Annotated in this window: 21 protein-coding genes; 10 read left to right on the forward strand and 11 right to left on the reverse strand. The window is 61.6% G+C overall.

The features are described 5' to 3' along the window. Positions 1–2 precede the first annotated feature (2 nt). Complete coding sequence (locus AACY45_RS00535; protein WP_339543657.1) at positions 3–2,897, reverse strand: ribonucleoside-diphosphate reductase subunit alpha; 2,895 nt, start codon at positions 2,895–2,897, stop codon at positions 3–5. A 731-nt stretch (positions 2,898–3,628) separates the two neighbouring features. On the opposite strand from AACY45_RS00535, the gene AACY45_RS00540 reads away from it, so the two are divergent. Further along, a complete protein-coding gene (locus AACY45_RS00540; RefSeq protein ID WP_339543658.1) occupies positions 3,629–4,354 on the forward strand; it encodes a response regulator in 726 nt (241 codons plus the stop codon). Next, complete coding sequence (locus AACY45_RS00545; protein ID WP_339543659.1) at positions 4,351–5,967, forward strand: ATP-binding protein; 1,617 nt, start codon at positions 4,351–4,353, stop codon at positions 5,965–5,967. The genes AACY45_RS00540 and AACY45_RS00545 overlap by 4 nt, the downstream gene beginning before the upstream one ends. Positions 5,968–6,087: 120 nt before the next feature. Here the strand turns inward: AACY45_RS00545 and AACY45_RS00550 are convergent, their stop codons facing one another. Further along, on the reverse strand, positions 6,088–6,813 hold the full coding sequence (locus AACY45_RS00550; RefSeq protein ID WP_339543660.1) for a 4'-phosphopantetheinyl transferase family protein: 726 nt from the start codon (positions 6,811–6,813) through the stop codon (positions 6,088–6,090). Positions 6,814–6,968: 155 nt separating this feature from the next. On the opposite strand from AACY45_RS00550, the gene AACY45_RS00555 reads away from it, so the two are divergent. The 3 genes from AACY45_RS00555 to AACY45_RS00565 all read left to right on the forward strand — a co-directional run bounded on the left by AACY45_RS00555 (position 6,969) and on the right by AACY45_RS00565 (position 9,704). Beyond that, positions 6,969–7,568 carry a hypothetical protein gene (locus AACY45_RS00555; protein ID WP_339543661.1) on the forward strand — a complete coding sequence of 200 codons (600 nt, stop codon included), beginning with the start codon at positions 6,969–6,971 and terminating at the stop codon, positions 7,566–7,568. Positions 7,569–7,683: 115 nt separating this feature from the next. Continuing rightward, entirely contained in the window at positions 7,684–8,361 is a 678-nt protein-coding gene (locus AACY45_RS00560; protein ID WP_339543662.1) for a response regulator, read from the forward strand. Beyond that, positions 8,358–9,704, forward strand: a complete 1,347-nt coding sequence (locus AACY45_RS00565; protein ID WP_339543663.1) for an ATP-binding protein — start codon at positions 8,358–8,360, stop codon at positions 9,702–9,704. The genes AACY45_RS00560 and AACY45_RS00565 overlap by 4 nt, the downstream gene beginning before the upstream one ends. Positions 9,705–9,713: 9 nt before the next feature. On the opposite strand, the gene AACY45_RS00570 is transcribed toward AACY45_RS00565, so the two are convergent. Beyond that, positions 9,714–10,712: an AraC family transcriptional regulator gene (locus AACY45_RS00570; RefSeq protein ID WP_339543664.1), complete on the reverse strand. Its 999-nt coding sequence runs from the start codon at positions 10,710–10,712 to the stop codon at positions 9,714–9,716. Between the two features lie 336 nt (positions 10,713–11,048). Here AACY45_RS00570 and AACY45_RS00575 point away from each other — a divergent pair, with 336 nt between their 5' ends. Together AACY45_RS00575 and AACY45_RS00580 are read left to right on the forward strand one after the other, a co-directional pair. Further along, the gene (locus tag AACY45_RS00575) at positions 11,049–12,383 is read left to right on the forward strand and encodes a dicarboxylate/amino acid:cation symporter (RefSeq protein ID WP_339543665.1); all 1,335 of its coding nucleotides are present in this window, start codon (positions 11,049–11,051) and stop codon (positions 12,381–12,383) included. 175 nt (positions 12,384–12,558) lie between these two features. Continuing rightward, complete coding sequence (locus AACY45_RS00580; protein ID WP_339543666.1) at positions 12,559–13,740, forward strand: CaiB/BaiF CoA transferase family protein; 1,182 nt, start codon at positions 12,559–12,561, stop codon at positions 13,738–13,740. Between the two features lie 59 nt (positions 13,741–13,799). Here AACY45_RS00580 and AACY45_RS00585 read toward each other — a convergent pair whose 3' ends face one another. Together AACY45_RS00585 and AACY45_RS00590 are read right to left on the reverse strand one after the other, a co-directional pair. Beyond that, positions 13,800–14,294: a SprT family zinc-dependent metalloprotease gene (locus tag AACY45_RS00585; RefSeq protein WP_095169746.1), complete on the reverse strand. Its 495-nt coding sequence runs from the start codon at positions 14,292–14,294 to the stop codon at positions 13,800–13,802. Positions 14,295–14,476: 182 nt separating this feature from the next. Continuing rightward, positions 14,477–15,079 carry a Yip1 family protein gene (locus AACY45_RS00590; RefSeq protein WP_339543667.1) on the reverse strand — a complete coding sequence of 201 codons (603 nt, stop codon included), beginning with the start codon at positions 15,077–15,079 and terminating at the stop codon, positions 14,477–14,479. A 299-nt stretch (positions 15,080–15,378) separates the two neighbouring features. On the opposite strand from AACY45_RS00590, the gene ttcA reads away from it, so the two are divergent. After that, positions 15,379–16,203, forward strand: coding sequence for a tRNA 2-thiocytidine(32) synthetase TtcA (gene ttcA, locus AACY45_RS00595; RefSeq protein WP_166589174.1), 825 nt, complete (start codon positions 15,379–15,381; stop codon positions 16,201–16,203). A 67-nt stretch (positions 16,204–16,270) separates the two neighbouring features. Then, positions 16,271–16,942: a DNA-3-methyladenine glycosylase I gene (locus AACY45_RS00600; protein ID WP_339543668.1), complete on the forward strand. Its 672-nt coding sequence runs from the start codon at positions 16,271–16,273 to the stop codon at positions 16,940–16,942. Positions 16,943–17,007: 65 nt separating this feature from the next. Here the strand turns inward: AACY45_RS00600 and AACY45_RS00605 are convergent, their stop codons facing one another. From AACY45_RS00605 to arsC, 3 genes are read right to left on the reverse strand one after another with little or no spacing between them, the layout of a single operon-like run. Then, positions 17,008–17,433 carry a DUF2069 domain-containing protein gene (locus AACY45_RS00605; RefSeq protein ID WP_339543669.1) on the reverse strand — a complete coding sequence of 142 codons (426 nt, stop codon included), beginning with the start codon at positions 17,431–17,433 and terminating at the stop codon, positions 17,008–17,010. Next, entirely contained in the window at positions 17,426–18,049 is a 624-nt protein-coding gene (wrbA, locus tag AACY45_RS00610) for an NAD(P)H:quinone oxidoreductase (RefSeq protein ID WP_339543670.1), read from the reverse strand. The genes AACY45_RS00605 and wrbA overlap by 8 nt, the downstream gene beginning before the upstream one ends. Further along, positions 18,046–18,399, reverse strand: coding sequence for an arsenate reductase (glutaredoxin) (gene arsC, locus AACY45_RS00615; protein WP_339543671.1), 354 nt, complete (start codon positions 18,397–18,399; stop codon positions 18,046–18,048). The genes wrbA and arsC overlap by 4 nt, the downstream gene beginning before the upstream one ends. A gap of 116 nt (positions 18,400–18,515) precedes the next feature. On the opposite strand from arsC, the gene AACY45_RS00620 reads away from it, so the two are divergent. Beyond that, positions 18,516–18,983 (forward strand): TlpA disulfide reductase family protein, encoded by a 468-nt coding sequence (locus AACY45_RS00620; RefSeq protein ID WP_339543672.1) that lies wholly within the window; start codon positions 18,516–18,518, stop codon positions 18,981–18,983. A gap of 65 nt (positions 18,984–19,048) precedes the next feature. Here AACY45_RS00620 and AACY45_RS00625 read toward each other — a convergent pair whose 3' ends face one another. The 3 genes from AACY45_RS00625 to AACY45_RS00635 form a co-directional block, all read right to left on the reverse strand. Beyond that, a complete protein-coding gene (locus tag AACY45_RS00625) occupies positions 19,049–19,453 on the reverse strand; it encodes an META domain-containing protein (RefSeq protein WP_339543673.1) in 405 nt (134 codons plus the stop codon). Further along, positions 19,453–19,887: a hypothetical protein gene (locus tag AACY45_RS00630; RefSeq protein ID WP_339543674.1), complete on the reverse strand. Its 435-nt coding sequence runs from the start codon at positions 19,885–19,887 to the stop codon at positions 19,453–19,455. Before AACY45_RS00630 ends, AACY45_RS00625 begins: the two co-directional genes overlap by 1 nt. 81 nt (positions 19,888–19,968) lie before the next feature. Beyond that, complete coding sequence (locus AACY45_RS00635) at positions 19,969–20,958, reverse strand: 2-hydroxyacid dehydrogenase (RefSeq protein ID WP_339543675.1); 990 nt, start codon at positions 20,956–20,958, stop codon at positions 19,969–19,971. Between the last annotated feature and the right edge of the window lie 37 nt (positions 20,959–20,995).

Below are 20,995 nucleotides of genomic sequence, written 5' to 3' on the forward strand. Positions count from 1 at the left end.
GCTTATTGGCAAGCTTCGCAATCCGGCTCGTCGATGGCGCAAGCCTTCGGTACGGGAGCTGGACCGGCTGGAGCGGCCAGGACCGAGTCGTCACCGTGGTTGCCGCCGCTGGAAACAGCGTTCAGCTTACCGGTGTTGATGGTCGACTTCTCGGTGCTGGTCGCGGCCAGGGCGCGGAGGTAGTAAGTGGTTTTCAGGCCACGGTACCAGGCCATGCGGTAGGTCACGTCCAGCTTCTTGCCCGAAGCGCCGGCGATGTACAAGTTCAGCGATTGGGCCTGGTCGATCCACTTCTGACGACGGCTGGCCGCGTCAACGATCCACTTGGTGTCCACTTCGAAGGCGGTCGCGTAGAGCTCTTTGAGTTCTTGCGGGATGCGCTCGATCTGCTGCACGGAACCGTCGTAGTACTTCAGGTCGTTGATCATGACCGAGTCCCACAGGCCGCGAGCCTTGAGGTCGCGAACCAGGTACGGGTTGATCACGGTGAATTCGCCCGACAGGTTCGATTTCACATAGAGGTTCTGGTAGGTCGGTTCGATCGACTGCGATACGCCAGTAATGTTGGCGATGGTCGCGGTCGGTGCGATGGCCATGATGTTGGAGTTACGAATGCCTTTCTGTACACGAGCACGTACTGGTGCCCAGTCCAGGGATTCGTTCAGGTCAACGTCGATGTACTTCTGGCCACGGGCCTCGATCAGGATCTGTTGCGAGTCCAGTGGCAGGATGCCTTTGGACCACAGCGAACCCTGGAACGTCTCGTAGGCGCCACGTTCGTCTGCCAGGTCGCAGGAAGCCTGGATCGCGTAGTAGCTGACCGCTTCCATCGACTTGTCGGCGAATTCGACGGCAGCGTCGGAGCCGTAAGGGATGTGCTGCAGGTACAAGGCGTCCTGGAAGCCCATGATGCCCAGGCCGACCGGACGGTGCTTGAAGTTGGAGTTCTGCGCTTGTGGCACCGAGTAGTAGTTGATGTCGATAACGTTATCGAGCATGCGTACGGCGGTGTTCACGGTGCGTTCCAGCTTGGCGGTGTCCAGCTTGCCGTTGACGATGTGGTTCGGCAGGTTGATCGAGCCCAGGTTGCAAACGGCGATCTCGTCCTTGTTGGTGTTCAAGGTGATTTCGGTGCACAGGTTCGAGCTATGGACCACGCCCACGTGCTGCTGCGGGCTGCGCAGGTTGCACGGGTCTTTGAAGGTCAGCCATGGGTGGCCGGTTTCAAACAGCATGGAGAGCATTTTGCGCCACAGGTCTTTGGCCTGGATGGTCTTGAACAGCTTGACCTTGCCTGGGTACTCGGTCAGGGCTTCGTAGTACTCGTAGCGCTCTTCGAAGGCCTTGCCGGTCAGGTCGTGCAGGTCCGGTACTTCGGATGGCGAGAACAGGGTCCACTTGCCGTCGTCGAAGACACGCTTCATGAACAGGTCCGGGATCCAGTTGGCAGTGTTCATGTCGTGGGTACGACGACGGTCATCACCAGTGTTCTTGCGCAGCTCGATGAACTCTTCGATGTCCATGTGCCAGGTTTCCAGGTAGGCGCACACAGCGCCTTTGCGCTTGCCACCCTGGTTGACGGCAACGGCGGTGTCGTTCACGACTTTCAGGAACGGAACCACGCCTTGGGACTTGCCGTTGGTGCCCTTGATGTACGAACCCAGTGCACGGACCGGGGTCCAGTCGTTACCCAGGCCGCCGGCGAATTTCGACAGCATGGCGTTGTCGTGGATCGCGTGGTAGATGCCCGACAGATCATCCGGCACGGTGGTCAGGTAGCAGCTCGACAGCTGCGGACGCAGGGTGCCCGCGTTGAACAGGGTCGGTGTCGAGGACATGTAGTCGAAGGACGACAGCAGGTTGTAGAACTCGATCGCACGGTCTTCTTTGTGCTTCTCTTCGATCGCCAGGCCCATGGCCACACGCATGAAGAAGATCTGCGGCAGTTCGAAGCGCACGCCATCCTTGTGGATGAAGTAACGGTCGTACAGGGTTTGCAGGCCCAGGTAGGTGAACTGCTGGTCGCGCTCGTGGTTGATCGCCTTGCCGAGTTTTTCCAGGTCAAAGGTGGCCAGGATCGGGTTCAGCAATTCGAATTCGATACCCTTGGCGATGTAGGCCGGCAGTGCCTTGGCGTACAGGTCGACCATTTCATGGTGGGTTGCGCTTTCGGCAACGCCGAGGAAGCCCAGGCCTTCGGCTCGCAGGGTGTCCATCAGCAGGCGGGCGGTGACGAACGAGTAGTTCGGTTCACGCTCGACCAGGGTCCGAGCGGTCATCACCAGGGCGGTGTTGACGTCGGTCAAGGCCACGCCGTCGTACAGGTTTTTCAGGGTTTCGCGCTGGATCAGGTCACCGTCGACTTCTGCCAGGCCTTCGCAGGCCTCGGTCACGATGGTGTTCAGGCGGCCCATGTCCAGTGGCGCGAAAGTGCCATCGGCGCGGGTGATACGGATCGAAGGGTGAGCCTGCACCGCGTCTTCGGCCGGGGCGCGGACAGCGCGCTCTTTGGAGCGGGCGTCACGGTAGATCACGTAGTCGCGAGCCACTTTTTGCTCGCCGGCACGCATCAGGGCCAGTTCGACCTGGTCCTGGATTTCTTCGATGTGGATGGTGCCACCCGATGGCATGCGACGCTTGAAGGTCGCGGTGACCTGCTCGGTCAGGCGTGCAACGGTGTCGTGGATTCGCGACGAGGCGGCAGCGGTGCCGCCTTCAACTGCGAGAAACGCTTTGGTGATGGCGACGGTGATCTTGTCATCGGTGTAAGGAACGACAGTGCCGTTACGCTTGATCACGCGCAGTTGGCCCGGCGCAGTGGCGGACAGATCGGAGTTCGAATCTGCGCCCTGCGGCAAGGTGCCCTGCGGGTTCTCGCGAGTTGTGTCGGTTTGCATGGGTGTCTCCACATTCTCTATGTTTGTTTGGGCACCATGAAGGTGCCCACCGTTCCGTCCAGAAGCACTACAACCGGCAAGTGCCGGGCATAACAACTTCGGGACAGTAGGAAGGGGCCGTCGGGCGCCGCTTCCATGCCGAAGTCTTTGGTTTCAAGCCAGGGGCTGAAAACCGAATTCCGTTGGGGTGACAGTGAACGACTGCAACACCCGTACCGTTTTTGCCGTTTTGGGCGGAAAAACAGTTGCCATCCGCGGGAGCGGTTTGGGCTTCTGAAAAAGAGTTTGGTTCAACCAAAAACGTGCAAGAAAAGCGCTTGAGTTTCTTGTCTGATTTGTGTTTGGTTTTTGGCTCAAAACCCTATATGTAGGGTTTTTCTGAGCGCGAGCTACAAGATAATGCGTTTTAGGGGGTGATTGCAACGTACTACCTGTGGATAAAGCTGTGCGTAAAATGTGTATGAAACAGTCGATCGTCGTGTAGGCCGCGACCCTGCTGGGGTCGACCGTTTGTCACTGTTTATTACCCAGAAAAATAGCCTGGGGGGATTTTTGCGGGCGCGAACCCTATCACAAAAAATCCCGGTTACCGAGCGCATTTGCCTGCTTGTGTTCTCAAGGGTGGGCGTTGCTACAATCGGGCGCTGTGTAAGCAGTCTTATCCACTCCAAAGATGACAAGAAGATGAGTGGAGCCTTCCTTAATAGTGTTCTGGCAAGCAGAGGTCACCCGTGGAGCAAGAAGCCTGGCAGGTATTGATTGTCGAGGACGACCAGCGCCTGGCTGAGTTGACTCGTGAGTACCTGGAAAGCAATGGATTGCGGGTTGCCATCGAAGGCAATGGCGCATTGGCGGCGGCGCGGATCATTGCCGAGCAGCCGGACCTGGTGATCCTTGACCTGATGCTGCCCGGTGAAGACGGGCTGACCATCTGCCGCAAGGTTCGTGACCACTACGAGGGGCCGATCCTGATGCTCACGGCGCGCACGGACGACATGGATCAGATCCAGGGCCTGGACATGGGCGCCGATGACTACGTGTGCAAGCCGGTGCGCCCGCGCCTGCTGTTGGCGCGCATCCAGGCCCTGCTGCGGCGCAGCGAGGCGCCGGAACCGGCCGCACCGGAAAAACTGCGGCGCCTGCAGTTCGGCCCGCTGGTGGTCGACAACGCCCTGCGCGAAGCCTGGCTGCATGACCAGGGCATCGAATTGACCAGTGCCGAATTCGACCTGCTCTGGCTGCTGGTGGCCAATGCTGGGCGGATTTTGTCTCGCGAGGAAATTTTCACCGCGTTGCGCGGCATCGGCTATGACGGCCAGGATCGCTCCATCGATGTGCGCATTTCGCGCATCCGCCCGAAAATCGGCGATGACCCGGACCACCCGCGTCTGATCAAGACCATCCGCAGCAAAGGCTACCTGTTTGTTCCTGAAGCCTGCGTAGACCAGCCGCTGTGAACTCGATCTTCCTGCGCATCTATGGCGGCATGTGTGCGGCGCTGATTCTGGTGGCGGTCCTCGGGGTGCTGGCCTTGCACCTGCTCAATGAAGTGCGCAGCGAGCAATACCGCGAGCGCCTGGCCCACGGTACGTTTTCCCTGATGGCCGACAACCTGCAGCCGATGAACCCCACCGAGCGCCGACGTGCGCTGTTGGTGTGGGAGCGCTTGCTGGGTATTCCCCTGAACCTGCAGACCTTCAGCCAGACCGGCCTCGATCTGGGCGAACGTACCCGCGTACTGCGTGGCCAGGCGCTGGTGGAGCAGACCGGGCCCCATGCGGCAAAGGTCTACCGGTTGGTCAGCGAGCAAGAGCAACTGGTGCTGACAGGGGAAGTGCAGCAGATCAGCGAGCAACTGGCGCGGGCGACTATTTATCTGTTGGCCGATGAGCTGGTGCGCTACCCGGTGGCTGAGCAACCCAAGCGCCTGGAGGCCCTGAAAAAAGACAAGGGGTTTGGCTTCGAGCTGCAACTGGTCACGGTGGACCAGGCAGATATGGACGAAGACCAGAGCCGCCGGGTGTCCGAGGGCGACACGGTGATGGCGCTGGGCAAGGAGGGCGATTCGATCCGGGTGTTTGCCGGGATGGTGGGCACGCCATGGGTGCTGGAAATCGGCCCCCTGTATCAGATGAATCCTTATCCGCCGCAGTGGCTGGTGCTGATTGCGGCACTGGGGTTGAGCCTGATCGGCCTGATCGTCTACCTGCTGGTGCGCCAGCTTGAACGGCGCCTCAGCGGCCTGGAGTCGGCCGCTACACGTATCGCCAAGGGCAGTCTGGAAACTCGCGTACCAACCCGCGGTGCGGACTCGGTTGGGCGGCTGGCGGCGGCCTTCAACGGCATGGCCGAGCACCTGCAGCAATTGTTGGCGATCCAGCGCGAACTGGTGCGCGCGGTCTCCCATGAACTGCGTACGCCGGTGGCACGCTTGCGTTTTGGCCTGGAGATGATCAGCACGGCGACCACTGCACAAGCGCGGGACAAGTACCTCGAAGGCATGGACCACGACATCCAGGACCTCGACGGCCTGGTGGACGAGATGCTCACCTATGCACGGCTGGAACAGGGCTCGCCGGCGCTGAATTTTCAGCGGGTCGATCTGGATGCCCTGGTCAATCAGGTGATCGGCGAACTGGCCCCGCTGCGCGCCGAGGTCCGGGTGCAGCGCGGGTTGTGCCTGTCGGCAGCCGATTGCGACGGGGCCTGGGTCGAGGCCGAGCCGCGTTACCTGCACCGAGCGCTGCAGAACCTGGTGGGAAATGCCATGCGTCATGCTCAGGGGCAGGTTTCGATCAGCTATCAGGTCGGGCAGCAGCGCTGCCGGGTGGATGTCGAGGACGACGGTCCGGGAGTTCCGGAAAGTGCCTGGGAAAAAATCTTCACGCCCTTTCTGCGGCTGGACGACAGCCGCACCCGAGCCTCAGGAGGGCACGGTCTGGGGTTATCCATCGTGCGCCGGATCGTGCACTGGCATGGCGGGCGGGCGTTGATCAGCAGGAGCAAGAACCTGGGCGGGGCCTGTTTCAGCCTGAGCTGGCCGCGCAATCAGGAAAAGCCCGAGCGCTGACCCCCTCTGTAGGAGCGAGCTTGCTCGCGATGGTCGCAAGAGCGCTGCGCTCATTCAGGCCGCATGCGTCATCGTGGCTGGTGATCGCGGGCAGCCTTGCTCCTGCTGTGAGGTGACCAATCAGGCCCGGATACTCACCAGGCTCAGCAACTGGCCTTCTTTCACTGCGAACTGGGCATCCAGCTCGGTGCCATTGCGCCATTCGCGGGACAAGTCCGTCAGCAGGCGCAGGCGCACCTGTCCGCGATCGGTCCATTCCAGCACTTCGGCATGCTCGAAATAGAACCGTTGCTGGACGATGGGGTACAGGGCCTTGAACAGGCTTTCCTTGACCGAGAACGTCAGGGTCACCCACAAGGCCAGTTGCTCGCGCTGGCCGGCCATCATGCGCTTGAGCTCCGCCGGGGTGAGTATCTCGCCGGCCAGTCGTTCGGCGCGCTCGGCGTTGAGCAGGTTTTCCAGGTCCATGCCCAGGCCGCGCCAGTCTGTCTTTTGCGCAACGATGGCAGCGGCGTGTCCAGTGCTGTGGGTGATCGAGCCGCAGATGCCGGACGGCCAGACCGGCGCACGGTCTTCTCCAATTGCCGGACAGCACTCCAGGCCCTGCAGTTGCCGCAACGCAGCACGTGCACACAAGCGCCCCGCGAGAAACTCGGCCTGACGTTTGGCCACCGAGCGCTGGATGCTCGCTGGCGGCTCGATCTGACTGCGGCGGAAATCGTCGAGCGTCAGTAATGAGGGATCGAAACGCGTGCTGAGCAGGACCGTGTCGGGCAGAGCATCAGGCAACGGCCAGTGGCCGTCGAGCGGTGTGCAGCAGGCGGGCAGGGCGGGGAGCGGATTCATAGCGGCATTTTGCCGATTAGTCGCGTGGCTGGGTAGTGCTGAGGAGTCTCGAGCTTGTTCAGCCAGGGTTCAGCGTGTGTTCAGGGGGAGTTCAGTAGGGGGTGGTTAACCTGAGCGCATCACCCAAAAGCACATTGCGAACGAGGAAACTCAACATGACTCACTTCAAAAAGCTCATTCTGGCCATGACTGTCCTGGGCGCCAGCGCCATGGTTCACGCCGCTGACGATAACTTCGCCAGCCTGACCCTGGGGCAGACCAGCGACAAAGTCAAAAAATCCAGCCTGTTGAACAGCAACCTTGATCACCCGAATGCCAATGGCGTGATTGGCAAGGACACCACCTGGGGTGTGCGCCTCGGTCAGCAGAACAATGACCGTCGTTACTACGCCACCTATGACAACGTTTCCGGCAGCCACAACGGCATCAAGCTGCGCCAGGAAAACCTCCTCGGCAGTTACGACCTGTTCCTGCCCGTGACCAGCAGCACCAAGCTGTTCGGTGGCGCTAGCGCCGGTCTGACCAAACTCACACAGGATTCGCCGGGCTATAGCCGTGACAGCGACATCGGTTATGCCCTGGGCGTGCAGGGCGGTGTCCTGCAACAGGTTTCCAAGAACGTCTCGGTGGAATTGGGGTACCGTTACCTGCGCAGCAATGCCAGCACTGAAATGAGTGCCCATGGCACCAAGCAGGGCTCGTTGAGCCTGGACAGCAGCGCCCAGACCTACCTGTCAGCCAACTACGCTTTCTAATCAGCGGGCAAGCAGGACCTGCGCCGGATCGGCCCTAGAGGTGATCCGGCGCAGACATGTCGGTAAGCTGGGTGCATGGCACCCGTGGAGTGGTTGATTTGCCTGGGAGAGCGTTATGAAATTACTGGTCGTCGAAGACGAGGCGCTATTGCGCCATCATCTGCATACCCGCCTGACTGAAAATGGCCATGTGGTCGAGTCCGTGGCCAACGCCGAAGAGGCGTTGTACCAGTCCGGCCAATATAACCATGACCTGGCGGTGATCGACCTCGGCCTGCCGGGCATGGGTGGGCTGGATCTGATTCGCCAGTTGCGATCGCAAGGCAAGACGTTCCCGATCCTGATCCTCACCGCACGCGGCAACTGGCAGGACAAGGTCGAGGGCCTGGCCGCCGGGGCTGACGATTACGTGGTCAAGCCGTTCCAGTTCGAAGAGCTGGATGCACGCCTGAACGCCTTGCTGCGCCGCTCCAGCGGTTTTACCCAGTCGACTATAGTCGCCGGCCCGCTGTTGCTGGACCTCAACCGCAAACAGGCGAGCCTCGATGAGCAACCGTTGGCCCTGACCGCCTATGAATACCGGATTCTCGAATACCTCATGCGGCATCATCAACAGGTGGTCGCCAAGGACCGCCTGATGGAACAGCTCTATCCGGACGACGACGAGCGTGATCCGAATGTGATCGAAGTGCTGGTCGGGCGCCTGCGGCGCAAGCTCGAAGCGCCGGCTGGGTTCAAGCCGATCGAGACCGTGCGGGGCCTGGGCTATCTGTTCAACGAGCGCTGCCAGTGATTCGTTCCCTTCGCCTGCGCCTGATGCTGGCGGCCACCACCCTGGCGGTGCTGTTCATGCTAGCGCTGTTGCCGGCCATGCAGGGCGCCTTCAGCCTGGCGCTGGAGGACTCGATCGAGCAGCGCCTGACCTCGGACGTCACCACGCTGATTTCTGCGGCACGGATCGAGAACAAACAGTTGATGATGCCTTCGCAGTTGCCGGACGAGCGTTTTAATCTCGCCGATAGCCGCCTGCTGGGCTACATCTATGACCGCGAAGGGCAATTGGTCTGGCGCTCGCGGGCGACCCAGGACGAACACATCAATTACAAGCCGCGCTATGACGGGCGCGGCAATGAGTTTGCGCGTATTCGTGAGGCCAGCGGCCAAGAGTTCTTCGTCTATGACGTCGAAGTCAAACTGCTGGGCGGCAAAAGCGCGGCATTCAGTATTGTCGCGCTACAGCCGGTGCGCGAGTACCAGCAGACACTCGAAGGCCTGCGGGAAAATCTCTACTTGGGTTTTGGCGCCGCCTTGCTGGTGTTGCTGGCGCTGCTGTGGATCGGTCTGACCTGGGGCTTGCGTGCGTTGCGGCGCCTGAGTCAGGAACTGGACCAGATTGAAAGTGGCGACCTGCAAAGCCTCAGTGAAGAACACCCACGCGAACTGTTGCGTCTCACGGGCTCGCTGAACCGCTTGCTGCGTAGCGAGCGCGAGCAACGCAGCCGCTACCGCGACTCGCTGGATGATCTGGCCCATAGCCTGAAAACCCCCTTGGCGGTCCTGCAAGGCGTCAGCGAGGACATGGCCCAGCGCCCCGAAGAGCGGGAGCAGGCGTGGGTCCTGCAATCGCAGATCGAGCGCATGAGCCAGCAAATCAGCTACCAGTTGCAGCGTGCCAGCCTGCGTAAAAGTGGCCTGGTGCGGCACCAGGTGCAGCTACAGCCGGTACTCAAGAGCCTGTGCGACACCTTGGACAAGGTCTATCGCGACAAACGGGTGCGCACCCGCTTCGACCTCCCTCAGTCCTGTTATGTGCCGATCGAGCAGGGCGCCTTGCTGGAAATGCTCGGTAACCTGTTGGAAAACGCCTATCGCCTGTGCCTCGGCGAAGTGCGCATCAGCCTGCGTCAGACCCGGGCAAGCATCGATGTCTGTGTCGAAGACGATGGGCCGGGCGTTCCAGTGGATCAACGGGCGCGGATCCTCCAGCGTGGCGAACGGCTGGACCGCCAGCATCCGGGGCAGGGCATTGGCCTGGCCGTGGTCAAGGACATCATTGAAAGCTACGGTGCCCAACTGACCCTGGGCGACTCGGTCCTCGGCGGGGCGGCATTCCGGATTCATTTCCCGCTGGCGTGAAGCCACGGTTCAGCTGTCCTGGGCGCGATAGGCGCCCGGGGTCAGGCCGGTCCATTTCTTGAACGCCCGGTGAAACGCCGAGGGTTCGGAAAAGCCCAACTGCCACGCGATCTGTTGCAACGACAGGTCGGCACGCCGCAGGTGATAGATCGCGATGTCGCGGCGCAACTGATCCTTCAATTCCTGAAAACTCGAACCCTCTTCGCGCAAGTGCCGACGCAGGGTTTGCGGGCTGATGTGCAGGTGCGCCGCCACGGCTTCCAGGTCGGGCCAGCGGTTGCTGTCGCGGCTGAGCAGACGGCGCAACTGACTGCTCAAGCTGTCGCCGTCATCCGGGCGTGACAGCAGGTCGGCCGGAGAGCGCTCCAGAAAATGCTTGAGCGTGCGTTCGTCCTGCAACAGCGGCATACCCAGGTAGCGACTGTGAAACAGCAGGCTGGTATCCCGGGCGCCGAACTCGAGCGGGCAGGGGAACAACAGGTCGTACTCGGCACCATGCCTGGGTTTCGGGTAACTGAAACTGGCCTGCTCCAGGGCGATACGCTGGCCGATCAACCAACTGCCAAGACGGTGCCAGATCACCAGCAGGCTTTCACTGAGAAAGTGGTCGGGATCGCGCAGCTGTGAGTCATCCAGGCTCAGGCGCACCCATTGCCCTTCCCGGGTCAGGCTCAGGCGTGGCGCATCCGGGAACAAGCCATAAAACAGTAACCCGCGCCCCAGGGCTTTCTCCAGCGTGCTGCAGTGAATCAGGGCGTGGCACATCATGGCGAAGGTCCCGCGCTTGCTGGGACTGCGGGCAAAACCCAGATATTCGTCATCCAGCGCCAGCCACAGGCCTTGCAACAGCGCACTGAACTGCTCCGGTGCGATCCGCGCGCGGGGCTCGTCGAGCAATTCGGCGCTGATCCCGAGCCGGTTCAGCAACTCGGCATAGTCATAGCCCATTCGCCGTGCGCCACCGGTGGCGGCGCGGGCGAAATGACTGGCGATGGTGCGTTCGCGCATGGGGAGTGGGGTCCGGCCATTGAATGGCGGATCTTAGCCAGCCCTCCCAGATGGGACAAGGCGGATTTCCGCCAAATTGCAGGACTCGATTCGGGCATCGGGCGGGAATCCGCCAGGCGAGTCGTGGGCGCCGCACCAAGGGAAGTGCTGCAACCCTTGTAGCCAGCGGCTTACGGGGGATTTGGCAAAGGTGGCACGAGCTCTGCAATAAGGCCAAGAGGTCTGCCAGCGCGCAGCTCGCCACAACAAATCCCTCCAGTGCAGGAGGGTTCGCACTTTAGGCGTCGCTTGCATCAGATGGATGATGGCAACGCGGTGCTCTTGAGGAACTTTGCAATGACGACTCGTCAGCCACTGTACAAATCCCTGTATTTCCAGGTAATCGTTGCCATCGTTATCGGCATCTTGCTCGGTCACTTCTATCCGCAGACCGGTGTGGCGCTCAAGCCACTGGGTGACGGGTTCATCAAACTGATCAAGATGGTCATTGCACCCATCATCTTCTGCACCGTGGTCAGCGGTATTGCGGGCATGCAGAACATGAAGTCGGTGGGCAAAACCGGCGGCTACGCGCTGCTCTACTTCGAGATCGTTTCCACCATCGCCCTGCTGATCGGCCTGGTCGTGGTCAACGTGGTGCAACCGGGCGCCGGCATGCACATCGATGTGACCACCCTCGACGCCTCCAAAGTCGCGGCCTACGTCACGGCCGGCAAGGACCAGAGCATCGTCGGCTTTATCCTCAACGTGATCCCGAACACCATTGTCGGTGCATTCGCCAACGGCGACATCCTGCAGGTTCTGATGTTCTCGGTGATCTTCGGTTTCGCCCTGCACCGCCTGGGTGCCTACGGCAAGCCAGTGCTGGACTTCATCGATCGTTTCGCCCACGTGATGTTCAACATCATCAACATGATCATGAAACTGGCGCCAATCGGTGCGTTTGGTGCCATGGCCTTCACCATCGGTGCCTACGGCGTCGGTTCGCTGGTGCAACTGGGCCAGTTGATGATCTGCTTCTACATCACCTGCGTGCTGTTCGTGGTGCTGGTACTGGGTGCGATCTGCCGGGCGCACGGCTTCAGCGTCCTGAAACTGATCCGCTACATCCGTGAAGAGCTGTTGATCGTACTGGGTACTTCCTCGTCCGAATCGGCGCTGCCACGCATGCTGATCAAAATGGAACGCCTGGGCGCACAGAAATCGGTGGTGGGCCTGGTGATTCCAACGGGCTACTCGTTCAACCTGGACGGCACCTCGATCTACCTGACCATGGCGGCCGTGTTCATCGCCCAGGCGACTGACACCCACATGGACATCACTCACCAGATCACTTTGCTGCTGGTGCTGCTGTTGTCTTCCAAAGGTGCTGCAGGCGTGACCGGTAGCGGCTTCATCGTATTGGCTGCGACCCTCTCGGCAGTGGGCCACCTGCCGGTTGCCGGCCTGGCGCTGATCCTCGGTATCGACCGCTTCATGTCCGAAGCGCGAGCCCTGACCAATCTGGTGGGTAACGCTGTTGCGACCCTGGTCGTGGCCAAGTGGGTCAAGGAGCTGGACGAAGACAAGCTGCAAGTCGAGTTGGCTTCCGGTGGTCGTGGTATCTCCGATGATCGTGAAATGGATGATCTGGGTGTGGCCGAAGGCCCGGCCCCGATCGCCTTGAAGTAACTCACGCACGTCAATGAAAAACCCGCTACGGCGGGTTTTTTATTGTCTGCGGCGCGGGGCCAAATCTGCTCGCGACCGCCCTCTGAGCGCAAAGGTCACCCGCGCTGGCGGTTAAGGTGATTGCCCAAAGGTGAGCGGCTGCCTAGTCTGCAAGTATCGCTCAAGGAGATGGCTTATGCAGGGTCCACTGGCATCACTCAAGGTTCTGGATTTCTCGACACTGTTGCCGGGGCCCTTCGCCTCACTGTTGCTGGCGGACATGGGGGCCGAGGTGCTGCGCATCGAATCGCCAACCCGCATGGACCTGCTGCGGGTGCTGCCGCCCCATGACCAGGGCATCTCGGCCAGCCATGCCTACCTCAACCGCAACAAGCGCAGCCTGGCGCTGGACCTCAAGCAACCGGCCGCGCTGGAGGTGGTCAAGCAACTGCTGCAGGACCACGACATCCTGCTGGAGCAATTCCGTCCCGGCGTGATGGAGCGCCTGGGGCTGGGGTATGAGGCCCTGAAAGCGATCAACCCGCGACTGATCTACGTGTCGATCACCGGCTATGGCCAGACCGGCCCCTACAAGGACCGCGCGGGGCACGACCTCAACTACCTGGCGCTGGCAGGCCTGGCCAGTTACACCGGGCGCGCCGACAGTGGGCCGTTGCCGCTGGGGTTTCAGGCGGCGGACATTGCCGGTGGTTCGCTGCACGGGGTGATTGGCCTGTTGGCGGCGGTGATTGCCCGTCAGCAGAGCGGGCAGGGCCAGCACCTGGATGTGAGCATGACCGACTGCGCCTTCAGCCTGAACGCGATGGCGGGGGCGGGATACCTGGCATGTGGCGTGGAGCCTGGGCGCGAGGAGCAGGTGCTCAACGGTGGCAGCTTCTACGACTACTACCGCAGCCGGGATGGGCGCTGGTTGTCGGTGGGCAGCCTTGAGCCCAACTTCATGCAGCAGATGTGCACCGCTCTTGGCCATCCCGGGTTGGCGGCCCAGGGGCTGTCGCCCAAACCCGAGCAGCAACGGGCCCTGAAGGAGGCCTTGCAGATCGAGTTCGAGAAACGCGACTTCAGCGACCTGTGCGCGCTGTTTGCCGAAGTCGATGCCTGTGTCGAGCCGGTGCTCAGCGTGGCCGAAGCGGTGGCCCATCCCCAGCTCAAGGCGCGGCAACTGGTGGCCCAGGTGCCGCGTGGCGATGGCAGCAGCCAGGCGCAAATGGCTTGCCCGTTGAAGTTCTCCGAGGGTTTGCCGGAACCGCGGCATATCGGTGCGAAGCTGGGGGCGCATACCCGCCAGGTGCTGAGCGAATTGGGGTACAGCGAGCAGCGGATCGACGAACTGCGGCGGGCCAAGGTCATTCTCTAGAGGTGACACAGGGTGCGAGCCTGCTCGCGATGGGGTCAGCAAGGGTTCTACAAACCCTCCTATTCGACCCGCGATTCCCCGGTAAACACCAATGTCTGCCGGCAGCGTCGGCACAGGTAGCGACGACCTTGGCGCACCAGGCTATGGCGCTGGGCCGAGAACGGAAAGTCGCTGTTGGCGCACGGGCAGCGGTAAATGTAGCGGGTGACGCTGCGGCGTTTAATGGCGTAGGTGTGGCAACGGTCGGGTGGCAGCTCGTAGACGCCGCGCATGATCAGTTGCCATTCCTCGCCGTGGGGTGCAATGCGCTCGCCAAACAGCTGGTGGGCGATCAGGTGCGCGACTTCGTGGGCCACGGTCTGCTTGAGGAAATCTTCACTGTTCTCGCGGTACAGCTGCGGGTTGAAGCGCAGCAGGTTTTCGTGCAGGTGCGCCACGCCGGCCTTCTGCCCACGCAGCTTGAGGCTGACCACTGGGCGCTTGAAAGGGCGTTTGAAAAAGGATTCGGCTTGTTGGAAACAGTCTTCGACGCGGGTATTGAGTTGCTCGGGCATGCTTAACGGATCTCCAGAGGCCACGAGTATGCTGCAAACCCAGGTCATTGCGAATCGCCCAGGTGCCGAATGGTCGTGGTCCCAGCAAAAGGCCGCCTTGCGGCGGCCGGTATTGGCAGATCCTCGTTTGTTTCATGGGCGGCGTCCCTTGCTCGCTCCAGCGGCTTGCCTTGAATGTTCGTTTAGTTGGTATAGATCGGACCGACGCCCAGGCCCCAGACAATGACGGTGAAGGCCATGATCGCCACCAGCACCACCAGCCCTACGGCAAGCACTGAACTTGAGAACAGAAACCCTTCGTCCGTTGGAATATTCATGAAAGTCGGCAAGCCGACATACAACAGGTAGACCGTGTAGCAGATGGCCGCGGTGCCGACGACCATGCCCAGCCACATATGCGGATACAGCGCTGCCAGGCCGCCGATGAACAGCGGGGTGGCGGTGTAGGTGGCAAAGGCGACACAGCGCGCCAGGCTCGGCGTGGCGTCATAGGTGCGTGCCATCCAGTGAATGAACGCACCCATCACCGCGACTCCGCCCAGCATGGCCAGGTACGACATGATGGTCATCCAGAGCGCGCTTTCCATGGTCAGCATGACGGGCGCCCGATTGCCGATGACCCAGCCCACCTGGGTCGTGCCGATAAACGCGGAAACCGCCGGAATCGCCGCCAGGATCAGCGTGTGGGTGAGGTACATGTGGCTGATGCTTTCCTCTTGGTCGCCACGGATTTCTTTCCATTCTTGATCTGGGTGGGTGAAAAGCCCCACGACGTGATGGATCATAGTCAGTCACTCCTTCGTGATTGCTGTCGCCCCCCAACGGAGCGCCTACGGGCCAGTGGCCAAGTCGGTAAAGGTCTTCAGGTGTGCGACCTTATGTCGCAGTATAGAAAGGACTGGAACACGCAGGAGCAGGCGCTTTAGAGCAAATCGCGCTGTAAACCCCGGGCTTAATCGCTGTGCTGCATGACAGCGGCGTCGCGGGTTGTCCTGGGGAGCCAGAAGACGCGGAGCACTTCGCCCGTCCGGGGTTTTTGCGTAAAATGCCGGCCTTTCGTCACACCTCGCGGATTTCAAGCGCCATGGGCACTCTTACGGTCAACCAGAACAAATTGCAGAAACGTCTTCGCCGCCAGGCCGGGGAGGCCGTTGCCGACTTCAACATGATTGAGGACGGCGACAAGGTCATGGTCTGCCTGTCCGGAGGCAAGGACAGTTACACCATGCTCGACGTGCTGCTGCACCTGCAGAAGGTGGCACCGATCAAGTTCGAGATCGTCGCGGTGAACATGGACCAGAAACAGCCGGGTTTCCCCGAGCATGTGTTGCCCGCTTACCTCAAGGAACTGGGGGTGGAGTACCACATCGTGGAAAAGGACACCTATTCGGTGGTCAAGGAGCTGATCCCGGAGGGCAAGACCACCTGCTCGCTGTGCTCGCGCCTGCGTCGCGGTACGCTCTATACCTTCGCCGACGAAATCGGCGCAACCAAGATGGCCCTGGGTCACCATCGCGATGACATCGTCGAGACCTTTTTCCTCAACATGTTCTTCAACGGTTCGCTCAAGGCCATGCCGCCGAAGTTGCGCGCCGATGACGGGCGCAACGTGGTGATTCGTCCGCTGGCCTACTGCAACGAAAAGGACATCCAGGCCTACTCGGACTTCAAGCAGTTCCCGATCATCCCGTGCAACCTCTGTGGCTCCCAGGAAAACCTGCAGCGCCAGGTGGTCAAGGACATGCTCCAGGACTGGGAGCGCAAGACCCCGGGCCGCAGCGAAAGCATCTTCCGCAGCCTGCAGAATGTGATCCCCTCGCAACTGGCGGACCGTAACCTGTTTGACTTCACCAGCCTGAAGATCGACGAAACCGCGGCCTCGCGCTTCGTCAACGTGGTCAATCTCTGACCCGATCCCAGGCAGGTCGTGACGGCGCTCGCGGGCGCCGTTTTTATGTGTTTGCAAAGGAGAGGGCATGCGCGATTACAAGTGGCTGCACGAATACTGTCTGAACCGCTTTGGTTCGACAGCCGAACTGGAAGCCCATCTGCCGGTCCCCAAGACCCCGGCACAATTGCGCAAGATCAGCGATGATCGCTACCTGTCGACCATGGCCCTGCGGGTTTTTCGCGCCGGCCTCAAGCACAGCCTGGTGGATGCCAAGTGGCCGGCATTTGAAGAAGTGTTCTTCAAGTTCGATCCGGAAAAGGTGGTGTTGATGGGCGCCGAACACCTGGAGCGCCTGATGCAGGACGCGCGGATCATCCGCCACCTGGGCAAGCTCAAGAGCGTGCCACGCAACGCCCAGTTCATCCTCGATGTGGCTAAGGACAAGGGCAGCTTCGGCGAGTTGATCGCCCAGTGGCCAGTGACCGACATCGTCGGTCTGTGGAAATACCTGGCCAAACACGGGCATCAGATGGGTGGCTTGTCGGCACCGCGGTTTTTGCGCATGGTCGGCAAGGATACCTTCGTGCCCAGCTATGACGTGGTCGCGGTATTGAATGCCCAGCAGATCATCGACAAGGTGCCCACCAGCCTGCGGGACCTGGCAACGGTGCAGAACGCCTTCAACCAGTGGCACGCCGACAGTGGCCGCCCGATGTGCCAGATCTCGATGATGCTGGCGTTTACCGTCAACCATTGAAAACGGTCTGTAGCCGCCGCCAAACGCCGCCTCGCGCGGCTCGGCAGCTGTTACAGGGGGCTGGATCAGGCCGCCGCAGGTTCGCCTTCTCCCGCCAACTTGCGGTTGAGCTGGAAGCGCCAGCGCACATACAGCAACGCTGAGCAGAACACCGCCAGGCTGGCGCCCATTTCCAGCAGGCCGAACAGCTGGCGATTGGGGTCGAACGCGGCAATCGCGCCCTTGATGAAGTACAGGTTCACCACAAAGCACATCCACGAATGCCCGCGCGCGCTGCCGCTGATCATCCCCGGTGCCAGCAACAGCAGGGGCACCAACTCGATCAGCAGGATCACCCAGGGCCGTGCGCCGTGCAGGTCGGCAAACACCAGGTAATAGGCGCAGAGCAAGCCGACCAGGGCAAAGAAACACAGCAGGCTGGCGGCACGGCTGATCCGCACGCGTGGCTCCAGCCACTCGATGGCTGGGAGGATCTTGGGCTTTTTAGCCACGGTGGTTCTCCATTGGCTGGGCGCTGACAAGTTGCTGTGCGGTTTTCGCCAGGCGCAGGCCCAGGGCTCGGCACAGCGCGACTTCATGCTCGTTCAAGCCACTCTTGCCATCAGCCCCGGCGTGATGACTGGCGCCGTAGGGCGTGCCGCCACCACGGGTCTCCAGCAGGGCCGACTCGCTGTAGGGCAGGCCGGTGATCAGCATGCCGTGATGCAGCAAGGGCAGCATCATCGACAGCAGGGTGGTTTCCTGGCCGCCGTGCAGGCTGGCGGTCGAGGTGAACACCCCGGCCGGTTTGCCCACCAGGGCACCGGTCAGCCACAGGTTGCTGGTGCCGTCGAGGAAGTACTTGAGTGGCGCGGCCATGTTACCGAAGCGGGTCGGGCTGCCGAGGGCCAGGCCCGAGCAATGTTTCAGGTCGTCCAGGCTGGCGTACAGCGGGCCTTCGTCGGGAATGTCCGGGGACACGGCTTCGCATTCGCTGGAAATCGCCGGCACGGTGCGCAGGCGCGCCTCCATGCCGGACTGTTCAACGCCGCGGGCAATCTGCCGGGCCATTTCATTGGTCGAGCCGTTGCGGCTGTAATACAGGACCAGAATGTACGGCGCGCTCACGGCAGGATCTCCAGCACATTCTCGGGTGGTCGGCCGATGACGGCCCGGTCGCCGACCTCCAGGATCGGTCGCTCCATGAGCTTGGGGTGTGCGGCGATGGCCGCGATCAACTGCTCTTCGCTGAGGTTGGCGTCGGCCAGGTTCAGGCTCTTGTATTCGTCTTCACCGGTGCGCAGCAATTGCCGGGCACTGATGCCCAGGTTGCCCAGCAGGCGGTGTAACTGCTCGGCACTGAGCGGGGTTTCCAGGTAGCGCACCACGGTCGGCGTCAGGCCACGGGCCTCCAGCAGTTCCAGCGCACCGCGGGATTTCGAGCAGCGCGGGTTGTGATAAAGCGTCAGATCGGTCATGAGCGGGTCGCATCTTGCGTAAGGTGGCGGCTATTCTACCTGTGCGGCGAGCAGTCCAGAACCTTCGCAGGCGATGGGTCGCAGCGCTATTTATTTATCGAGTAAGGATCAGCCCCATGACAAGGCGATTGAGCGCGGCATTGGCACTTTTCACCACCCTGCTGCTGGCAGGCTGTGGGTATGACTACGGCACTGATCAGTTGGGCCAGAAGGTGGCAGCGGAACGCCTGGACGACAAATGGTTGGTGCTCAATTACTGGGCTGAGTGGTGTGGCCCCTGCCGGACCGAAATCCCTGAGCTCAACGCCCTGGCCGAACAGCTCAAGAGCCAGAAGATCAATGTATTCGGGGTCAATTTCGACAATGTGCAGGGCGAAGAACTCAAGAGCGCCAGCAACAAATTGGGTATCGGCTTTACCGTCCTGGCCCAGGACCCGGCCGAACGTTTTGAACTGCCACGCAGCGAAGCGCTGCCGGTGACTTACATCATCGACGACAAGGGCAAGGTGCGTGAGCAATTGCTGGGCGAGCAGACGGCGGCGGGGGTGATAGCCAAGCTGCAAGCGTTGCAGGCGAAGAACTGAGGCGACGCTTGGTGCCACCTGATCGTTCCCACGGAGCGTGGGAACGATCAACGATCATGGGCCGGTCAGCCCTCTTCCGGCCACCAGCGCAGAGGTTTGCCGGTGGCGGGCCAGAAGCGCACTTGTTCGATGGGCGAGATGTCCCAGCGTTGCACGGTTTCCAGCGCCTGCAGGAAGCGTCTCTCCTGCTCCATCAGGGCCGGTGCACACAGCTTGCGGGTGCTGCCGACTTTACCGAAGCTCAGTTGGTTGCCGTCCAGGGTATAGGGGGCGAACCAATGGTTGCAGCCACCGTTGCCGTAGGCGCGGCCGTCTTCACCCAGGGTGATGGTCAGGTGGCTGCTGTCGATCAGCGGACGTTCACCGATCCACTCCAGGATGTAGCTGCGCTCCTGTTGCAGTTTCATCGGCTGCGCCGCGCACCCCAACAGGCCCGCAGCCGCCATCCCGACGAGCACAAGGTGTTTCATCACGCAGGCTCCTGGCATTTCGGGCACAGGTGCTTCTCGCCGGCGGTGGTCCAGCCCAGTTCGGCGATCCGCGCGGTGGCGGCCGGTTTTTCGGCCTTGTTGCCCAGCGAGGTGTCGACCGCGAACTCGAACTTGAGCTCCTTGGCGCAGCTGTCGCAGTTGACCTGCCAGCTGTGGATCGCCAATTCACCGAACACCGGGCCGTTGGCCATGGCAACCCACTGGCCCATCGGCTTGAGCAGGTGACGGACGTTCTCGACGGTCAGGCGCATGGACAAGTCCTTGCTGCCCTTGAGGGTGACCAGCAACACGTCGGCGGCGCGAATCGAGCCACCGTTGCCGGTGACTTGATAACGTCCCGGCGCGAGGGTGCGGCATTCGATCAGGGTGTGTTGCGGGTTCATCAGGCTGTAGCGGAAATCGTGTTCGACCATGGGTCCTCCAAATATGGCCGATATGCTAGCACGCGAAACCCTCGCCCATGGTTCGTGGATGTGACCTTCGATCAGCCCGCTTCAGCCTTCGACACGGTTTTGCGGGGTGCCTGCCGCCCACTCGGCAATGTTCTGCAAGGTAGTCGTGGCAATGGCCGCCAGGGCCTCACGGGTCAGGAACGCCTGGTGGGCGGTGACGATCACGTTGGGAAAGGTCAGTAGCCGCGCCAGGACGTCGTCCTGCAAGGGCAGGTCGGAGCGGTCCTCGAAGAACAGTTCGGCTTCTTCTTCATAGACGTCCAGCCCCAGGTAGCCCAGTTGCCCGCTTTTCAGGGCTTCGATCAGCGCCGGGGTGTCCACCAGGGCACCGCGACCGGTGTTGATCAACATGGCGCCGGGTTGCAGGCGTGCCAGTGACTGGCTGTTGATCAGGTGCTTGCTGTCGGCGGTCAAGGGGCAGTGCAGGCTGATGATTTGCGCCTCGGCGAGCAATTCGGCCAGGGGCAGGTAGCGCGCGCCGAGAGCCTGTACCTCAGGGTTGGGGTAGGGATCGTAGGCCAGCAACTGGCAGCCGAAGCCGGCCATGATTCTGGCGAAGGTGGCGCCGATTTGCCCGGTACCGACCACCCCCACCGTCTTGCCATAGAGGTCAAAGCCGGTCAGCCCGTGCAGGGTAAAGTCGCCTTCGCGGGTGCGGTTGTAGGCGCGGTGCAGGCGCCGGTTGAGCGCCAAAATCAGCGCCACCGCATGTTCGGCCACCGCATGGGGCGAGTACGCCGGTACGCGGACCACGCTCAGGCCCAGGCGCTTGGCGGCCGCCAGGTCGACGTGGTTGTAGCCGGCCGAGCGCAGGGCGATCAAGCGCGTACCGCCAGCCGCCAGGTGCTCCAGCACCGGCGCGCTGAGGTCGTCATTGATAAAGGCGCAGACCACCTCGAACCGCTCGGCCAGGGCCACGGTGTCCAGGCTCAGGCGTGCCGCCTGGAAGTGCAGCTCAATAGTGGCGTCGGCCGGCGCGGCGAGAAAACTGTCGCGGTCGTAGGTCTGGCTGCTGAAGAGCATAGTGCGCATGCGGTCCTCCTGGAATCGACGGATGTAGCAGCTGACG

Origin of the sequence: Pseudomonas sp. RA_35y_Pfl2_P32 (assembly GCF_963970735.1) — a bacterium.
Classification (GTDB): domain Bacteria; phylum Pseudomonadota; class Gammaproteobacteria; order Pseudomonadales; family Pseudomonadaceae; genus Aquipseudomonas.